At 68.5% G+C, this 17,425-nt stretch carries 19 protein-coding genes; 10 read left to right on the plus strand and 9 right to left on the minus strand.

The window, feature by feature from the left end; translation table 11 throughout:
• The first annotated feature begins 142 nt into the window (after positions 1 to 142).
• Both KF889_22490 and KF889_22495 read left to right on the plus strand, forming a co-directional pair.
• Positions 143 to 643, plus strand: coding sequence for an acyl-CoA thioesterase (locus KF889_22490; protein MBX3502218.1), 501 nt, complete (start codon positions 143 to 145; stop codon positions 641 to 643).
• Positions 644 to 730: 87 nt separating this feature from the next.
• Positions 731 to 2,344 (plus strand): hypothetical protein, encoded by a 1,614-nt coding sequence (locus KF889_22495; protein ID MBX3502219.1) that lies wholly within the window; start codon positions 731 to 733, stop codon positions 2,342 to 2,344.
• Positions 2,345 to 2,426: 82 nt separating this feature from the next.
• Here the strand turns inward: KF889_22495 and KF889_22500 are convergent, their stop codons facing one another.
• From KF889_22500 to KF889_22510, 3 genes are all read right to left on the minus strand, one after another.
• Positions 2,427 to 3,173: a fumarylacetoacetate hydrolase family protein gene (locus KF889_22500; GenBank protein ID MBX3502220.1), complete on the minus strand. Its 747-nt coding sequence runs from the start codon at positions 3,171 to 3,173 to the stop codon at positions 2,427 to 2,429.
• Positions 3,174 to 3,266: 93 nt separating this feature from the next.
• Positions 3,267 to 4,700 (minus strand): amidase, encoded by a 1,434-nt coding sequence (locus KF889_22505; protein MBX3502221.1) that lies wholly within the window; start codon positions 4,698 to 4,700, stop codon positions 3,267 to 3,269.
• A gap of 148 nt (positions 4,701 to 4,848) precedes the next feature.
• Positions 4,849 to 6,057 carry a CoA transferase gene (locus KF889_22510; protein ID MBX3502222.1) on the minus strand — a complete coding sequence of 403 codons (1,209 nt, stop codon included), beginning with the start codon at positions 6,055 to 6,057 and terminating at the stop codon, positions 4,849 to 4,851.
• 190 nt (positions 6,058 to 6,247) lie between these two features.
• Between KF889_22510 and KF889_22515 the strand changes: the two genes are divergently transcribed.
• From KF889_22515 to KF889_22525, 3 genes are read left to right on the plus strand one after another with little or no spacing between them, the layout of a single operon-like run.
• Positions 6,248 to 7,138 (plus strand): MBL fold metallo-hydrolase, encoded by an 891-nt coding sequence (locus KF889_22515; GenBank protein ID MBX3502223.1) that lies wholly within the window; start codon positions 6,248 to 6,250, stop codon positions 7,136 to 7,138.
• On the plus strand, positions 7,125 to 7,904 hold the full coding sequence (locus KF889_22520) for an SDR family oxidoreductase (protein MBX3502224.1): 780 nt from the start codon (positions 7,125 to 7,127) through the stop codon (positions 7,902 to 7,904). The genes KF889_22515 and KF889_22520 overlap by 14 nt, the downstream gene beginning before the upstream one ends.
• Positions 7,905 to 7,947: 43 nt before the next feature.
• Positions 7,948 to 8,490, plus strand: coding sequence for a hypothetical protein (locus KF889_22525; GenBank protein MBX3502225.1), 543 nt, complete (start codon positions 7,948 to 7,950; stop codon positions 8,488 to 8,490).
• A gap of 256 nt (positions 8,491 to 8,746) precedes the next feature.
• Here KF889_22525 and KF889_22530 read toward each other — a convergent pair whose 3' ends face one another.
• The 3 genes from KF889_22530 to KF889_22540 form a co-directional block, all read right to left on the minus strand.
• Positions 8,747 to 8,959, minus strand: coding sequence for a hypothetical protein (locus KF889_22530; GenBank protein MBX3502226.1), 213 nt, complete (start codon positions 8,957 to 8,959; stop codon positions 8,747 to 8,749).
• Positions 8,960 to 9,014: 55 nt separating this feature from the next.
• The gene (locus KF889_22535; GenBank protein ID MBX3502227.1) at positions 9,015 to 9,305 is read right to left on the minus strand and encodes a type II toxin-antitoxin system Phd/YefM family antitoxin; all 291 of its coding nucleotides are present in this window, start codon (positions 9,303 to 9,305) and stop codon (positions 9,015 to 9,017) included.
• A 910-nt stretch (positions 9,306 to 10,215) separates the two neighbouring features.
• On the minus strand, positions 10,216 to 11,013 hold the full coding sequence (locus tag KF889_22540) for an enoyl-CoA hydratase/isomerase family protein (protein MBX3502228.1): 798 nt from the start codon (positions 11,011 to 11,013) through the stop codon (positions 10,216 to 10,218).
• 166 nt (positions 11,014 to 11,179) lie between these two features.
• On the opposite strand from KF889_22540, the gene KF889_22545 reads away from it, so the two are divergent.
• The 3 genes from KF889_22545 to KF889_22555 all read left to right on the plus strand — a co-directional run bounded on the left by KF889_22545 (position 11,180) and on the right by KF889_22555 (position 13,477).
• Positions 11,180 to 11,653 (plus strand): hypothetical protein, encoded by a 474-nt coding sequence (locus tag KF889_22545; protein ID MBX3502229.1) that lies wholly within the window; start codon positions 11,180 to 11,182, stop codon positions 11,651 to 11,653.
• 211 nt (positions 11,654 to 11,864) lie between these two features.
• Complete coding sequence (locus KF889_22550) at positions 11,865 to 12,794, plus strand: OmpA family protein (protein MBX3502230.1); 930 nt, start codon at positions 11,865 to 11,867, stop codon at positions 12,792 to 12,794.
• Between the two features lie 161 nt (positions 12,795 to 12,955).
• The gene (locus KF889_22555) at positions 12,956 to 13,477 is read left to right on the plus strand and encodes an OmpA family protein (GenBank protein ID MBX3502231.1); all 522 of its coding nucleotides are present in this window, start codon (positions 12,956 to 12,958) and stop codon (positions 13,475 to 13,477) included.
• A 118-nt stretch (positions 13,478 to 13,595) separates the two neighbouring features.
• Here KF889_22555 and KF889_22560 read toward each other — a convergent pair whose 3' ends face one another.
• Together KF889_22560 and KF889_22565 are read right to left on the minus strand one after the other, a co-directional pair.
• Positions 13,596 to 14,126, minus strand: coding sequence for a hypothetical protein (locus KF889_22560; GenBank protein ID MBX3502232.1), 531 nt, complete (start codon positions 14,124 to 14,126; stop codon positions 13,596 to 13,598).
• Positions 14,127 to 14,207: 81 nt separating this feature from the next.
• Positions 14,208 to 14,819 (minus strand): 2-hydroxychromene-2-carboxylate isomerase, encoded by a 612-nt coding sequence (locus KF889_22565; protein ID MBX3502233.1) that lies wholly within the window; start codon positions 14,817 to 14,819, stop codon positions 14,208 to 14,210.
• A 69-nt stretch (positions 14,820 to 14,888) separates the two neighbouring features.
• On the opposite strand from KF889_22565, the gene KF889_22570 reads away from it, so the two are divergent.
• Entirely contained in the window at positions 14,889 to 15,329 is a 441-nt protein-coding gene (locus KF889_22570) for an OmpA family protein (GenBank protein ID MBX3502234.1), read from the plus strand.
• Here the strand turns inward: KF889_22570 and KF889_22575 are convergent.
• Complete coding sequence (locus KF889_22575) at positions 15,319 to 16,989, minus strand: acyl-CoA dehydrogenase family protein (protein MBX3502235.1); 1,671 nt, start codon at positions 16,987 to 16,989, stop codon at positions 15,319 to 15,321. The two genes, KF889_22570 and KF889_22575, sit on opposite strands and share 11 nt — an antisense overlap.
• A gap of 49 nt (positions 16,990 to 17,038) precedes the next feature.
• Here KF889_22575 and KF889_22580 point away from each other — a divergent pair.
• On the plus strand, positions 17,039 to 17,425 hold a 387-nt coding region (locus tag KF889_22580), incomplete at its 3' end, for a hypothetical protein (protein ID MBX3502236.1).

Raw genomic sequence — 17,425 nt, forward strand, 5'->3', positions numbered from 1 at the left:
ACGCCGTCGCTCTTGCCTTCCCCCGGAGGGCGAAGGTGGCGCGCGAAGCGCGACGGAAGGGGGATGCCTCAACGCGCTCGCTGTCCGCCTTCGACATCCCCCTTCCGCCCTTCGGGCACCTTCCCCCTCCGGGGGAAGGGAAGTGACTCCGCTGCCGCCGAGCCACGACGACTTCGCCATCGTGCCGGCGGTCGACGGCCGCGGCCTCGCGATACGTCACCGGGTGACGGTGGAGTGGGGCGATTGCGATCCCGCCGGCATCATCTTCTATCCGACCTATTTCCGCTGGTGGGACCAGGGCAGCTGGCGGCTGTTCCGCGCCATCGGGCTCGACCGCCGCGCCATGCGCGAGGATCTCGGCGGCGTCGACATCCCGATCCTCGAGGCCGCCGGCGCCTTCCAGGCGACGGTGACGCCGGGCGACGCGCTGGTCGTCTCCAGCATCGTCGAGCGCTGGGGCAACAGCTCGTTCCGCGTCTCCCACGCCGTGGCGCGCCTCGACGGCTCGCCGGTCGCCAGCGGCCACGAGACGCGCTGCTGGACAAAGGCGCTCGCGGGCCAGCCCGGCAAGCTCAAGGCGACGCGCATCCCCGACGACATCGTCGCGCGCTTCGGCGGCACGCGCGCCACCTCGTCGGCCTGATCGCGACCGAATCGGACCCGATGGCGATTGCCCGCGCGGCGGGCTCCGCCCAGTGTCGGTGGCGCGATTGCGAGCGAAAGGGCGGACGTGGATCTCGGCGGTTTCTTCACCATCGGTGTCGATACGGCGACGGCGATGCCGGCGACCTACCGGCCCTCTCTGGTCGTGCTGTCCTACCTGATCGCCTCGTTCGCCGGCTTCACCTTCCTGCGCTTCGCCGGGCGCCTGACCGAGCTGCCGACCCTGCGCTTCATGTGGCTCGGCGCCGGCGCGATCACCATGGGCGGCGGCATCTGGGCCATGCACTTCGTCGGCATGCTGGCGCACGAGCTGCCCGCGCCCGTCGCCTACGACCCGCTGCTCACCGCCGCGTCGATCCTGCCGGCGATGCTGGCGGCCGGCGTCGCCCTGCACCTGGTCGCGCAGCCCTCGGTGGGCGCCGGCCGGCTGCTGGTCGGCGGCGTGCTGATGGGCGCCGGCATCGGCGTGATGCACTACACCGGCATGGCGGCGATGCGCTTCGACGGCATCGTGCGCTACGACCCGGCGCTGTTCGCCACCTCGATCGTCGTCGCCGTGGCGCTGTCGATCGTCGCGCTCAAGGTGCGCTTCTGGTTCGCCGCGAAAGATGGCGTCGCCGGGCTGCTGCGCGAGAGCGCCAGCGCCCTGATCCTGGGCTTCGCCGTCACCGCCATGCACTACACGGCGATGGCCTCGACCAACTGCTTTGCCGTCCCCGACGAGCAGCCCGACCACCTGGCGCTCGATCCCGCGGTCTTCAGCACCGTGACGACGATCATCACGGCGCTGGTCCTGCTGCTGGCGCTGGCGATCCTGGTCTTCGACCGCCGCGTCCGCCAGGAGATCGCGCTGCGCGAAGCGGCGGCGGACCAGGTGCTGAACACCACGCGGCAGCTGGCGCAGGCGCAGAAGATGGAGGTCGTCGGGCGTATGGCCACCGGCATGGCGCACGAGGTCAACCAGCCGCTCACCGTGCTGCAATTCGCCGTCGAGGGCCTCGCCAACGAGATCGAGGAAGGCTTCCATCGCGACGACCCCGACGAGTTCGGCGTCGCCACCCTGGGCCGCCTGGGCAAGATGGAGGCGCAGATCCAGCGCGCCTCGGGCATCATCCGCTCGCTGCAGGGCTTCGCCCGCCACGCCGACAGCAAGCCCGGCGTCTTCGACGTGGCGCAGACCATCGGCAGCACGGTCGACATCCTGCGCGAGCAGCTGCGCACGGCCGGCATCGATCTCGAGGTCGCGCCGGGCGCGCCGGTGCCGGCGGTGCACGGCTATCCCAACGGCCTGCAGCAGGTACTGATCAACCTGATCATCAACGCCCGCGACGCGATCAAGGACAGCGCGCCCGAAGGCGCCACGCCGGCGCGGCGCGGCCGCATCGAGCTCTGCGCCCGCCACGACACCGCGCGCGACGCGGTGGTGATCGAGGTCGCCGACAACGGGCCCGGCATCCCCGCCGAGGCCCTGGCCAGGCTGTTCGAGCCCTTCTTCACCACCAAGCCGACCGGCAAGGGCACCGGGCTGGGCCTGTCGATCAGCCTCGAGATCGTGCGCAAGATGGGCGGCACGCTCAGCGCCGAGAACCGCGCCGACGGCGGCGCCCTGTTCAGGCTGACCCTGCCGAAGGCGCCGCAGGCGGCCCAGGAGCCGGCGCCCGCGATCGCCCGCGCCGCCTGAAGCCTGTCATCCCGAGCGTAGCGAGGGATCCAGGGTGGCTGCCTGGATCCCTCGCTGCGCTCGGGATGACAGAGTGCCTTGGCTAAGTCGGGAACGAGACCGAGGTCGAGCCGAGGCCGGGGAACTGCGCCTCGACCTTCGCACCCGGCTGCACGAATTGCAGGCCGACCCACGAGCCGGTGGTGACGATCTGCCCGGCGCGGATGCCGCCGCGGCGCGCCGCGACATGCCTGGCCAGCCATTGCACCAGGCGCAGCGGCGAGCCGCCGCTCAGCCCGCCGACCATGTCGACCAGCGGCACGCCGTCGACGATCAGCTTCACCGGCTGCTTCGCATAGTCGTGCGTGCGCCAGCCGGCGAAGGCGGGACCCACGACCAGCGCCTTGTTCATGCCGTTGTCGCTGAGCGCCCACAGCGGATCGAGCGACTTGTAGTCGGCGAGCCGCGTGTCGACGACCTCCATCACGACATGCGCCGAGCCGATAGCGTCGAGCACCGCGTCGTCCGACGGCGCGCTGGTAAGGTCGCGCGCGAAGCGGAAGGCGATTTCGGCCTCGACGCCATGCATCGCCATGCTGGCGGCGGGGAAGCTGGCCGGGCCGTCGATCACGTTGCCCTTCAGCAGCGGCGCGCAGTTCGGTGTCGCCTCGGGCGTCTTGGCGCCGGTCTTCCAGCCGTCGACTGGCCGGTAGCCCTTGGCGACGATGTCCTGGATGGCATAGGCCTCGTCCTCGCTCGCCGGCGCCGGCCCGGGCGGGCTCACCTGCGTGCGCGTGAAGCGCGCGCGCAGCAGCGCGACGGCGGCGGCTTCGATCTCGGCTGGAGTCATGGCGGCTTCCTCCCACTACTTCGGGCCGCGCCGCTCCAGCGGCGCTCTTCTCGCATGAGCGCCGCTGGAGCGGCGCGGCCCCCAAGAGAAAGACTACCCCGCAATCAACGCCGGCCGCCTGTCCTTCCACGGCTTCGCCTGCTCGAGCTGCGCGGCCAGCCGGAACAGGCGGGCCTCGTCGCCGAACGGTGCCACGAACTGGATGCCGATCGGCAGCCCCGACGCGCTCCAGTGCAGCGGCACGCTCATCGCCGGATTGCCCGCGGCGTTGAACAGCGAGGTGAAGGCGATCGAGCGGTTGAGCGCGACCAGATAGGCGTCGGCGTCCTGGCTCGACAGCGACAGCACGCCGAGCGGCCAGGGCGGCGCGCACATGGTCGGCGTCAGCAGGATGTCGTGCTGCTGGAAGAAGCGCGCGACGACGCGGCCGACGCGATGCAGCACGGTGACCGCGCCGGCATAGTCGGCGGCGGTGTACTTCAGGCCGAGCTCGGCCATCGACCAGGTGAGCGGCTCGGCGTCGGTCGACTCCAGCTTCTTGCCCAGCGCCCTCGCGCGCGCCGCCAAGGTGGCGTAAACGTTGGAGGCGATGACGATGCGCGTGGCCTCGCGGAACTGCGTGACGTCGAACTCGGGCCGCGCGATCGTCACCGTGTGGCCCAGCTGCTCGCAGAGCTTCGCCGCGTCTTCCGTGCCCTTGCGGCACTCGGGATCGACCGGCTCGCCGTTCCACGGATCGATGCAGAGCGCGATGCGCAGCTTGCCGGGATCGCGGCCGACCTCGTCCAGGAACCTGCCCGCGGGCGCCGGCGCGAAATAGGGATCGCCGACATCGGGACCATGGCTGGCGTCGAGCAGGGCGGCGCTGTCGCGCACGCTGATGCTGACGCAATGCGCCACCGCCTGGCCGCCCCAGCCTTCGCCGACATCCGGCCCGCTGGGGTTGCGCGCGCGCGTCGGCTTGAGCCCGAACACGCCGCAGGCCGAGGCCGGCACGCGGATCGAGCCGCCGCCGTCGGTGGCGTGCGCCATCGGCAGAATGCGCGCGGCGACCGAGGCGGCCGCGCCGCCGGACGAACCGCCCGAGCTGTAGCCGAGGTTCCACGGGTTGTGGCAGGGGCCGAACATCGCCGGCTCGGTCGACGGCGCCAGCCCCATCTCGGGCGAGGCCGACTTGCCGAAGGTGACGAGGCCCGCCGCGTGGTAGCGCGCGACGATGGTGGCGTCGTGCGGCGCCACGAAGTCGGCGAACAGCCGGCTCGAGCCGGTCGAGCGCGTGCCCTTGTACAGCGTGCCGAGATCCTTGAGCAGGAACGGCGCGCCCGACAGCGGCCCCGCCGGCAGCGATCCCTTCGCGACCTGGCGGGCGAGGTCGTAGAGCGGGATGGTGATGGCGTTGAGCGCGCCGTTGAGCTTCTCGGCACGCGCGATGGCCTCCTCGAGCACCTCCGCCGCCGTCACCTCGCGCTTCTCGACCAGCGCGCTCAGCGCCATCGCATCCAGCGTCTCGTACTCCGCGATCGCCATGACTTGGTCCCCTATGAAGTCTTACCTTCCCCCGGAGGGGGAAGGTGGCGCGGAGCGCCGGATGGGGGATGTCGAAGACGAACGGAGGAGTCCGGCTTCGACATCCCCCTTCCGCCCTTCGGGCACCTTCCCCCTCCGGGGGAAGGTATCAGGATTTCTTTTCTGTGAGTGCCACGCCGTCGTTGAGCATCGCGGTGATGTCGGCGTCGCTGTAGCCGGCTTCCTGCAGCACCGTCTTCGTGTCGACACCGAATCGGCGCGGCTTGCTGCGCACGCCGGGCGGGGTGCGCGAGAGCTTGATGGGATTGCCGACGTTGCGATAGCCGTCCTTCTCCCAGACCATCCCGCGATGCTTGGTGTGCGGATGCTCCAGCACGTCGGGCACCTCCAGCACCGCGCCCGAGGGCACGCCGGCCAGCATCAGCTCCTCGGCGAAGGACTCACCGTCGCGGTCTTTTGTCAGCGCCGCGAGCTCGGCCTCCATCGCCGCCTTGTTGGCCAGCCGATCCTTGTTGGTCCTGAAGCGCGGGTCGTCGGCCATCTCCGGCTTGCCCAGCATCTGCGTCAGCTTGCGGAACTGCGCATCGTTGCCGGCGCCGATGACGATGTTGCGGCCTTTGGTCGGGAAGTTGGCATAGGGCGCGAGATTGCCGTGGCTGTTGCCGAACAGCTTCGGCTTCACGCCGCCCATCAGGTAGTTCGGCGCGTGCGGCTGATGCAGCGCCACGGCGCTGTCATAGAGCGTCGCGTCGACGAACTGGCCCTTGCCCGAATGCGAGCGCTCGAACAGCGCCATCAGGATGCCCATGCAGGCATTCATGCCCGTCGACAGATCGACCACCGGCACGCCGATGCGCACCGGCCCGCTGTCGGGCGCGCCGTTGACCGAGACCAGCCCGGCCCAGGCCTGCACCATGGCGTCGTAGCCGGGATAGGCGCCCATCGGCCCGTCGCTGCCAAAGCCGGTGACGCGCGCATGCACCAGGCGCGGGAACTTCTTCGACAGCACGTCCTCGTAGCCGATGCCCCATTTCTCCATGGTGCCGGCCTTGAAGTTCTCGATCAGCACGTCGGCGCTCTCGAGCAGCTTCAGCAGCACCTCGCGGCCCCTGGGCTTGGTGAGGTCGAGCGCGACGTTGCGCTTGTTGCGGTTGATGCCGGCGTAATAGGCGGAGATGCCCTCGTCGTCGAAGGGCGGGCCCCACAGCCGCGTCTCGTCGCCCTGCGGCGGCTCGATCTTGATCACCTCGGCGCCGTGGTCGGCCAGCATCTGCCCGCAATAGGGGCCGCCCAGCACGCGCGACAGATCGATCACCTTCAGCCCGGCCAGCGCGCCGGTCGTCTTTTCAGCTGCCATGTCCTCGTGTCCTGCTGCGTATGCAGGCTTCGCTTACACGGGCCGCGCGTCGCGCGCTACAGTCGGCATGCCTGAGCGACAGCAGGGCAGATCGGACCCCCTGTCATCCCGAGCGCAGCGAGGGATCTAAGGCTGCCACTGGATCCCTCGCTGCGCTCGGGATGACAGGCGAGACAAACGGGAGGAAGCGATGCAGGAACGCATGATCGGGGACGCCAGGGTCACCCGCATCGAGGAGATCATGGGACCGGGCTTCCCGGCCGACCAGTTCTTCCCCGAGTTCGACGCCGCCACGTTCAAGGCGCACGAGCACTGGCTGGCGCCCTCCTACTACTCGCCCGAGCTCGGCCGGCTGATCGCCAGCATCCACAGCTGGGTGATCCGCATGAACGGGCTCACCATCCTGGTCGATGCCTGCAGCGGCAACCACAAGCCGCGTCCCGGCATGCCGCGCTTCGACATGCTCAACACGGACTACCTCGACAGGCTGCGCCGCGCCGGCGTGCAGCCGGAGGAGATCGACCTGGTCTTGTGCACGCACCTGCATGTCGATCACGTCGGCTGGAACACCAGGCTGGAGAACGGCAAGTGGGTGCCGACCTTTGCCAAGGCGAAGTACGTGATGTCGCGCGGCGATCACGATCACTGGCAGGCGGCGGCGAAGAAGCCGGAGACCGACGAGTACCAGCGCAACACCTACAACGACTCGGTGCTGCCGATCGTCGAGGCCGGGCTGGCCGAGATGGTCGACGGCCAGCACGATCTCGGCCGCGGCCTGATGATCAATCCGTCGCCCGGCCACACGCCGGGGCACATCCACGTCACGCTCGACTCGAAGGGCAGGCGCGCGGTGTTCTCGGGCGACGCGCTGCACAACCCGGTGCAGGTGCCGCTGTGGAAGTGGAACAGCCGCTTCTGCGAGGACACGAACGTCGCGCGCCAGTCGCGCAACAAGATCCTCTCGCATTGCGCGCACGAGCATGCGCTCTTGATGCCGGCGCATTTCGCGCCGCCACACGCGGCGTACATCAAGGCCAAGGGCGACGATTTCGAGCTGGACTGGGATCATGGCCCGCGCTGAGCGGCTGAAAGGCCGCGTCGCGCTGGTGACCGGGGCGGGCTCCGGCATCGGCCGCGCCACGGCGCGGCGCTTCGCCGATGAAGGCGCCATCGTGGTCGGCACCGACATCGCCGTGCCGGCGGCCAGCGAGGCCTCGGCTATTGTCGGCGAGACAGGCGCTTTCCTGCCGCAGGATGCCGCGAGCGAAGCCGATTGGTCGCGCCTCGAGCGCGAGATCCGCGGCCGCTTCGGCCGGCTCGACATCCTGTTCAACAACGCCGGCACCAGCGGTCCCGCGGATCCCGAGACCTGCACCCTGCAGGAATGGCGCCGGGTGATGGCGGTGAACCTCGACGGCGTGTTCCTGGGCTGCCGCGCGGCCATCGCGCTGATGAAGGACAAGGGCGGGGCGATCGTCAACGTCTCGTCCTGCGCCGCCTATGGCGGTTTCCCGCTATCCGTGCATTACGGCGCGAGCAAGACGGCGGTGCGCCAGTTCACCAAGAGCGTGGCGCTGCATTGCGCGGCCAAGGGCTACGCCATCCGCTGCAACTCGATCCATCCCGGCCCGACCATGACCGGGCTGATGAAGGCCAGCATCGCCCGCGCGCCCAGCGAGGCGGAAGGCCGCGCCCGCTGGATGGCACAGACGCCGATCGGTCGCTTCGCCGAGCCCGAGGAGATGGCGTCGCTGGTCGCCTGGCTGGTGTCGGACGAGGCGACCTACGTCACCGGCGCGGAGTTCGTGTCGGATGGCGGCATGACCGCAGGCATGGGCGCGGGGTGAGTTGCCGTCGCCCGTCATCAAGAGCAGTTACCTGGAGTCTCGCATGCCGAGATCGAGTCTTCACCGCAACGGCAAGTTCGGCGTGACAGCATCACCACACCAATGGGTGGCGAAAGTACTCTTCATCGCTGGGCTGCTCTGTCTTGCAGGATGCGAAAGCAACGCAGATAGTTGTGCTGCAAGATCAGAATTGGATCGGGCGCTCGCAACATATCTCCAAAGCGCTGACCGTTCGATCCATGACTTTGTGCTGGCCAAGGCAACACCAGAGAAGGTTGCTGTGGATGCGATCCTAAAAAGAAAACTCTTGGAGGGGTTGGAGAGAGGCCCCGATGGGCGGACCTATTTCAGCGGCAACATTCCTGATCCGGACCTCTTCTGCAAACGCGACGAACGCGGCCAAAGCGACTATCTTTGTATCTATACCTACGAGCAAAAGTTCATAACTGGAAGAGGCTGGTCCTACGTCTACAGTCGAATAGATGCGTGGCTGATAGAGATTCGATTGCGACCTGGCCCACCGACTGACGCTTTGGTGACGAGAGTGATGCATGTTGGTGGCTCACCCAAAGCACTGAAGTGTTAGAGTCTGACTCGAAACTGGTCGAGGTAAGTCAACGAGGCGCGAGTGTCAGGCTTGCGTTATTGCGCTAAGCGCGAGTGTCAGGCTTGCGTTATTGCGTTGTTTGAGCGCGTCTGTCGATAGTCTCAAGGACGCCAAGCCCTCCGGCCTTCTGACCCGCTTTGAACTGCTCATCAACCAACGGACCGCTCTGGCGTTGGGCAAGACCATCCCGCGCGCCGTCCTCCTTCGCGCCGACGCGGCGATCGAATGAGGCGGCTCACAGTGCCAGCCGCGGAATGCCCATCGCGGCGGCGGCGGCCAGCAGTCGCTCGTCGTAGCTGGCCAGCTCGACGGACTGGCTGCGGCCGCGCAGATGCGCCATCGACGCCAGATAAAGGCCGTGAAGCGTGCGCACCGGCACCGGGAACGGGTCGAGCACCCGGGCGAGGACCGATGGGATCAGCTCGATCAGCCCGACGCGATCGAGCAAGGCGCGTACCTCCTCGCTGTGCGAACGGCCAAGGCGACCGTGGTGTCGAGGCAGATCACCGGTCTTCCCGGTCCCGCCGCAGCTCTTCCATCAGCTCGTCGTGAGACATCACGGGTTCGCGCGGCGGCGGCGGGCCGCCGACGATCAGCGGCGGCCGGATGACGCCGCGTCGCACCTCATCGGCCAACAAGGCGTCGGCGAGAAATTCGCCGCGCCCGGCGCGCGGCGGCACCAACTCGGCCACGACCCGCTCGCGGTCGGTGACCAGCACGGTCTCGCCGCCCGCCGCGAGGCGGACGTATTCGCTGAGCTTGTTCTTGAGGGTCTTCAGGTCGACGGCGCGCATTGACCTAAGGTAGCTTCTGGAAGCTACTTCAGCCAGGCACCGTGAGCACGGGCGCGCACGACCTGATCGAACGAAGCGACCGTCCTCCGCTGGCGGCGGGGACCCAGGGGTCCGCTGACGGGACCGCCGGCTCCTGATCGCTCGATGGCCGCCTTGCGCCAGACGCTGGCCGATCCGCGGGAGCGGCGCGCCGTTGGACGGCGCAACAACGCAATAATGCAAGCCTGACACCACGCCCACAAGCTGATCGACGAGCTGGCCAGGGGAAAGGCGATGGACAGGATTCTGCGGAAAAATTGATCCTGAAGGGCAAAACCGACCACCGTAGGGGTGGAAATACTGCTACGGCCACAAGGCTTTCTACCCCCTCGAGCGCAACTGTAGGGGTTTAAATCGGTGCGGGCGTCCTGCCGCGGTAAACCTGCGCCAGTGTTTCAAACCTGGAGTCCGTCCGATGGCCCGCGACCGTACGCTTCCTTCCGACTTCTGGACCTGGGAGGCAGTCATCGACTGCCAGCCCATGGCCCGCCTGCTGTTCATTGGCCTGTGGAATTTCGCCGACGATCACGGCGTGCAGCCGCTCAAGCCGCGCACCATCCGCATGCAGGTCTTTCCCGGCGACACCATAGAAAACGATAGCATCCGCGCGATGATCGACGAGCTGGCGGCGCAGGGGCTGGTGCGGATCTACGCGGTCGACGGCGTCGAATACCTGGCGATCGTCGGCTGGGCGCAGTTCCAGCGCGTCGGCAAGACCGCCCGGCGCCGCTATCCGGCGGAGAAGCCGCCGGAAGTCAGCGCGGCCGGGGAGGCGGCTGCCGCCTCACCGACCGCGCCGGACCATGGCAAACCATCGCAAAGCCCCGAATCGCAGAGCCCCGCTTCCGGTCCGCCCGGGGAGACGGACGGCTCAGCGACCCTTCCAGTTGGGCTTGCGCTTCTCGGCGAAGGCGCGGGGGCCCTCGACGGTGTCCTCGCTGCGGGCCATGGCGACGAAGGCGGGGTAGCTCTGGTTGCGCATGGCCATCTCGGTGGCGGGCACGTCGAGCGAGCGCATGACGACCTGCTTGGTGGCGCGGATGCTCATCGGTGAACACTCGAGGATCTGCTGCGCCCAGGCGCGGGCCTCCTTCATCAGCTCGGCCTGCGGCACGACCTTGGTGACGAAGCCCAGCTCGTAGCCTTCCTGCGCCGAGACATGCCGGCCGGTGAGCATCATGCCCATCGCCTTCTTCAGCGGGATCTGGCGCGACAGGCGCTGCATGCCGCCGGCACCGGCGGCCAGGCCGACCCGGGGTTCAGGCAGGGCAAAGCGCGCGTTGTCGGAGGCGATGATGATGTCGCAGGCCAGCGCGATCTCGAAGCCGCCGCCCATCGCCACGCCGTTGACCGCCGCGATCACCGGCTTGTCGAGGTCGAAGCGGTTGGCCAGGCCGCCGAAGCCCTTGGGCGGGGAGTGCGGGCGCTTGCCCGTCGTCTTCTGCAATTCAGCGTGGTATTTCAAATCGTTGCCGGCGCTGAACGCCTTGTCGCCGGCGCCGGTGATGATGGCAACCCATAGCTCCGGATCGGCGGCGAACTCGTCGAAGATGTCGCCCAGCTCCTGGTTCGCCATGGGATGGCAGGCATTGTAGACCTCGGGCCGGTTGATCGTGACGACCAGCAGGCGCCCGTCTTTCTCGACCTTGCTGTACTTGAGCTCGCTCATCGCGTTTCCCTCCGCATCGTGCCGGGCCGGATTGCGTCGCGCTCCGGCCTTGCGGTCAAGAGCCGCGGTTCGCGGCGCGGTACTGCCTTGAGGCATCGCGTTCTTGCGGGTAGGGTGCGCAATCGGGGTTCGTGTTCGCAAAAAACAGAACGATGATCGGGAATTGATGATGTCGAAGGATCGGCGAACCGCCCTCCTTGCAATCCTCGTTGCGCTGCCGCTCTGGGCCCATTCCGGCTCGGCGGGAGCCGCGGACATGCCGCCGCTCTCCGGGATCGGCGTCGGCATCGATCATACGATGCGGGGCGCGATCATTGTCGTTGATGGCCGGGTTGGCGCCGCTGACGCCATCGCGCTGCTTGCGCGCCCTCTCGCCCGGCCTCTGCCGACGCCTCAGCCGGTCCGCGGCGGCGCCCCGAATCTGATCGGCGGCCTGCGCGGGCTGGTGTTCCCCCGCACGCTCGACGCGGCGCAGCTCGATCAGCCGTCCGGCTCCGCCGAGGACCGGCTGCCGGCGCCGCGGCCGTCCAAGGGCCCAAGACCCTATTTCCGCTTCAGTGAGGAGGAGCGGGTTCTGGGCTTGTCGTTCAAGATACAGCCCCCGCCGCAGCCCACCGAACCGGCTTCTCCGGGCACCTGAACGGGCGTGCGGCAACCGGTCGAAAAGGTCGGCAGATCAAGCAGCTACTGGACAGTAGGGCGACACTGTGGCTTGGCTGCCACAGCTACGGCAAAACTGCGGTGGCCCGGTTGTGGGGTACTCAATCTGGTATATAGTTCGTTCGAGGGTTGGCGATGCTCCCGTGGCCAACTTCGAGCCAGTTGTTAAGACCTTGAGAGAGGGGATTCAAATGAAGACGAAGGTCGGGGCTGTCGTTGCGGCGGCTCTCATTGCCGCTCCCTTGGCGGCGCAGGCGCAGAACCTGTCGCCCGGTTTCTACGTTGGTATCGAAGGTGGCCTGAACTTCCTCCACAACCTGAACCCGGCCATTGCCGGCCAGACCAACAGCCCGCGCGTCGGCTGGATGGTCGGCGGCGTCGTCGGCTACGACTTCATCGGCCCCCGCGTCGAGCTCGAGATTCCGTACCGTCGCAACAACGTGAACACGAACTACGGCCTGACCAAGGTCGAGTCGATCGCCGCGATGGTCAACGTGCTCTATGACTTCTTCCCGCAGAGCATGATCTCGCCGCACCTCGGCGCCGGTGTCGGTCTCGCCCGTGTCACGGCCTCGCAGACCGAGTTCGCCTACCAGGGCATCGCCGGCGTCAGCGCGGTGTTCGACGACAGCTTCCGCATCTCGCTGGACTACAAGTTCTTCGGCACCACCAACCCGAGCTTCGCCGGCGCCAGCTATCGCTACCTGAATCACTCGGCGATGCTGACCCTGGCCTACAAGTTCGGCGCCCCGGCCGCCGCGGCCCCGCCGCCGCCGACGCAGCCGCCCGCGCCGAAGGCCTACATGGTGTTCTTCGACTTCGATCGCTCGACCATCACGGCGACCGCCGCGACGACGATCAGGCAGGCCGCGGCTGACGCCAAGGCCGGGCAGAAGACCCGCATCGGTGTCACCGGCCACGCCGACCGCTCGGGCTCGGACGCCTACAACATGGCGCTGTCGCTGCGCCGCGCCAACGCCGTCAAGGACGCGCTGGTTCGCGAGGGCATCCCGGCGGCCAACATCACGGTCGTGGGCCGCGGCGAGAGCCAGCCGCTGGTGCAGACCGCCGACGGTGTGCGCGAGCCGCAGAACCGTCGCGTCGAGATCGTCCTGAACTAAATATTCGGGACCGATTGAATCCGAGGGAACGGTCGGCCGTGCCGACCGTTTCATTTTGGTCGCACCTTCCGGGAATCACGTTTCGCAGCGGTGAATTCCGTTGGTTGATGCCCGGGGGCGTGCTACAAAAATCGAGTTCTTGATCATTTTGGGGGCTATCCATGAAGAAGCTGATCCTGGCTGCCGCGGCAATGATGTTCGTCGCCGCTTGCGAAGACACCCCGCCGCCGCCGGCGCCCGCACCGGCCGCTATGGTGAAGCAGTACATGGTGTTCTTCGATTTCGACCGCTCCACCATCACCGCGCAGGCTGCTGCGACCATCAAGCAGGCCGCCACCGCCGCCAAGACGGCGGGCACCACCGGCCGCACGTCGAATGAGTGCGCCGCCGAAGGCCGCCGTCGCGGCATCGATGGCGAAGCGCTGAAGACCTTCGTCGAGCAGTGCACGGGTGCGGTCACCCGCATCGCGGTGACCGGCCACACCGACACCTCGGGCGCGGCTGCCTACAACATGGCGCTGTCGCTGCGCCGCGCCAATGCCGTGAAGGACGCGCTGGTCCGTGAGGGCATCCCGGCGGCCGCGATCGGCGTCACCGGCCGTGGCGAGACCCAGCTGCTGGTGCAGACCGGCGACAACGTCCGCGAGCCGCAGAACCGTCGCGTCGAGATCGTGCTGCAGTAAGCACCGTTCGGACCTGACCTGAGCGACGGCCGGCACCAGCCGGCCGTTTGCTTTTGGCGCCAACAAAAACGCGGGCCGCATCGGCCCGCGTTTGCGTTTGTCGGCTATGCGACGCGCGTCAGCGCCGGACCTGCGGCTGGATGCACGGCTTGGTGCTGTGGTCGGCGACGTTGTCGTAGAGCGGCGGCACGGCGGCAAGCTGGGTCGTCGAAGGCTGCAGCGCCCAGCGGAACGCCTCGCGCGCATCGGTGCAATAGCCCGGATAGGTCGCGCCGCGCGTCGCCGCCTTGTTGGCGATGTCGGTGACGTAGGTGTTGATGTTGATGCCGCGGCGGCGCAGCAGCGTCTGCAGCTGGTTGCCGTTGGTCGCCAGGTCGCCGCTGAACTTGGTGGCGAAGCGGTTGTAGTCCGAGATCATGTTGCAGTGACGCGCGGCGAAGGCGAGCTCCTGCTGGATGATGCGTCCGCGCACCGTCTGGGCTTCCGCCTCGTTGAGGCATTGACCGCGGCCCGGAGACGCCATCGTTCCCAGCATCACCTTGGCATAGGCGGGGGATGGCGGCGGTGGTGCCGCCGGTTTGGGCGGTTCGCACGCGGCCAGCGATGCGGCCGCGAGCACCACGAGGCCAGGACGGGTCCAGACGTTCATGCGCTACATCCTATGAATTGTCAGGCAGATGGCCAAAAGGGCGGCGGACTATAGCAAAGCGCCCCGGGGCCGCCAGCGGGATTACGCCGCATGCTGCAGCGCGGCGCGTACCAGCGGCAGGCGATCGTTGCCGAAATACATGTCCGTGCCGTTGATATAGATGGTCGGGCTGCCGAAGCCGCCGCGCGCGATCAGCTCGTCGGTGTTGGCCTTCAGCCGGTCCTTGCAGGCCTGCTCGGCGATGCGCGCGAAGAATTCGGCGCGATCGAGGCTGACGCGCGCCAGGATGCCCTCGATCGCGGCGTCCTGCGAGATGTCGAGATCCTCACCCCAGTAGGCCTCGAAGACCGCGGTGGCGTAGGGCACCAGCAGGTCGCGCTCCATCGCCACGAGGGCGCCGCGCATGCACTTGACGCTGTTCACCGGAAAGACGCTGGGCGGCATCCGGATGCGCAGGCCATGGAGCCGCGCCCAGTCGGCGAGGTCCTTGAGCATGTAGCCGGCCTTGCGCGGGTTGGGGTTGGCCCGGTTCTGGTAGACCGTGTCGTTGACCGCGTTGAAGACGCCGCCGACCAGGATCGGCCTCCACTCGATGGCGACGCCGAACTCGGCGGCCAGCGGCTGGACGGCGTGGAACGCCAGATAGGTCCACGGGCTGGAGCAGTCGAAGAAGAACTCGAGTCGCGCGGGCATGTGTCAGCCTGACATCGCCTCGCGGCGGTGTCGATGCTAGGATTCCGCACGCGGTCCGGGAGCGTCGCCATGTTGTCTCGTGCCTTCCTGCCGATCCCTCTGCTGCTGGCGCTGGCCGCCTGCGAGACGGCGCCGCCGCCGGCTTCGGCGCAGCCGCCGCTGCAGCCGCGCGACGAGCCGCCGGCGCATGTCGTGTTCTTCGACAAGGGCGGCGTGCGGTTGGGCGCCACCGGCATCGCCACGATCAGGCAGGTGGCCGTCGAGGCGAAGAAGCCCGGGGTCAGGGCGGTCGAGATCACCGGCCATACCGATCGCGCCGGCAGCGACCGGATCAACGACGCGCTCTCGTTGCGCCGTGCGCGCGCCGTGCGCGAACGGCTGATCCGCGAGGGCGTGCCCGCGACCCTGATCAGCGCGCGCGGGCTGGGCCAGAGCAAGCCCTTCATGCAGACCGAGGACGGGGTCGGCCAGCCGGAGAACCGGCGCGCCGAGATCCTCATCACCCGCTGACTCCTGCGGCCGCCGGGGGCACGGGGTCGGCGCGCTCGACGATCGCCCTCGTGTCGATGCCGGCCGGCAGGGTGCCGAAGGCCTGGCCGCGGTCGCCCGAGATGCGCGAGGCAAGGAAGGCCTCGGCGACGGCGCCCGGTGCGTGGCGCACCAGCAGCGACGCCTGCAGGGCGAGCGCCAGCGCTTCGACCAGACGCCGCGCGCGCGCCTCGAGGTCGCTCATGTCCGACAGGCGGGCGCGCAGATCGTCGACGAAGGCGTCGAGGCGATAGTCGGCGCCGCGCGCCGGCGCGAGCTCGGCGAAGTACGCCTCGAGCGTCGCCGGCGCGCGGGCCACGGCGCGCAGCAGGTCGAGGCACTGCACGTTGCCCGAGCCCTCCCACACGGAGTTGACCGGCGCGTCGCGGTACAGGCGCGGCATGACGCTTTCCTCGACGAAGCCGTTGCCGCCCAGGCACTCCAGCGCCTCGGCGGCGACGTTGGGCGTGCGCTTGCACAGCCAGTACTTGGCGACCGGCGTGGCGATGCGCGCGAACAGCGCCTGCGCCTCGCCGTCGGCCTCCTCGTCGAAGGCGCGGGCCACGCGCATCGACAGCACTGTCGCGGCTTCCGATTCGACGGCGAGGTCGGCCAGCACGTTGGCCATCAGCGGCTGCTCGACCAGCCTGCGGCCGAAGGCGGAGCGGTCGCGGCAATGGTTGATCGCCTGGGCCACGGCGTGGCGCGTCACCGCCGTGGCGCCCAGGGCGCAGTCGAGCCTGGTATGGCGCACCATCTCGATGATGGTCGGCACGCCGCGGCCCTCCTCGCCCAGCAGCCAGCCCAGCGCGTCGTCGAACTCGACCTCGGAGGAGGCGTTTGAGCGATTGCCGAGCTTGTCCTTGAGCCGCTGGATATGAAAGCCGTTGCGGCTGCCGTCCGGCCGCCAGCGCGGCACGAGGAAGCACGACAGCCCGCCCGGCGCCTGGGCGAGCGCGAGGAAGGCATCGCACATGGGCGCCGAGCAGAACCATTTGTGGCCGATCAGCCGGTACTCGCCGCCCGGCCCGCCATTGCCCAGCGGCGCGGCCGAGGTCGTGTTGGCGCGCACGTCGGAGCCGCCCTGCTTCTCGGTCATCGCCATGCCGATGGTGGCGCCACGCTTCTGCGCCACCGGACGGGCCGACGGATCGTAGGCGTTGGCCAGCGCGCACGGCTCCCACTCGGCGGCGATCTGCGGCTGCGCGCGCAGCGCCGGGATCGAGGCGAAGGTCATGGTCACCGGGCAGGCCGGCCCGTCATTGGTCTGGTTGAAGGCAATGAACAGCGCGGCGCGCGCCACGTGCCGACCGCGCCTCGTCTCGGTCCACGGCAGGGAATGCAGGCCGTTCTCGATGGCCAGCGCCATGAGCTCGTGATAGGCGGGATGGAACTCGACCTCGTCGACGCGGTTGCCGAAGCGGTCGTGCGTGCGCAGTTCGGGCCTGACGCGCTCCGCCAGCTCGGCGGCGCGGACCGTCGCCGCGGCGCCGCAGCGCGCGCCGAAGGCTGCGGCCCGTCCGGCGATCCAGCCGCCGCCCTCGCGCTCGATGGCCTCGACCAGGGCCCGGTCGCCCGTCACCACGTTGTAGTCCTCGAGCGGCCGCGCCTGGTTCTCGGCGCGCGTGCTGATGGCTGCCATGGCGGCCTCCCTGTCCCGTATCGGCGAGTCTCATACCAGCGATAGGCGAATGGATGCTCATTTGCTACAGTGTCGCCCGTTCAGCGCCGACGGACGGCGCGTTGGGGAGGTGACATTGACCGGCTTTACGATCTTCATCCTCGTCCTCGTTCTGTTCGCCGTCCTGCTGCTGTTTCTGGGCGTCAAGCAGGTGCCGCAGGGGTGGAATTATACCGTCGAGCGGTTCGGCCGCTTCACCGCCACGCTGACCCCCGGTCTGCGCTTCCTGGTGCCCTTCGTCGACAGCATCGGCAAGAAGGTCAACGTCCAGGAATCGGTGCTCGACATCCCCTCGCAGCAGGTGATCAGCAAGGACAACGCCATCGTCACGGTCGACGCCGTGGCCTTCTACCAGGTGATCGACGCCGCCAAGGCCGCCTACGAGGTGCGCGACCTC

The sequence above is a fragment of the Alphaproteobacteria bacterium genome (genome assembly GCA_019635875.1).
Taxonomy (GTDB): domain Bacteria; phylum Pseudomonadota; class Alphaproteobacteria; order Reyranellales; family Reyranellaceae; genus JAFAZJ01.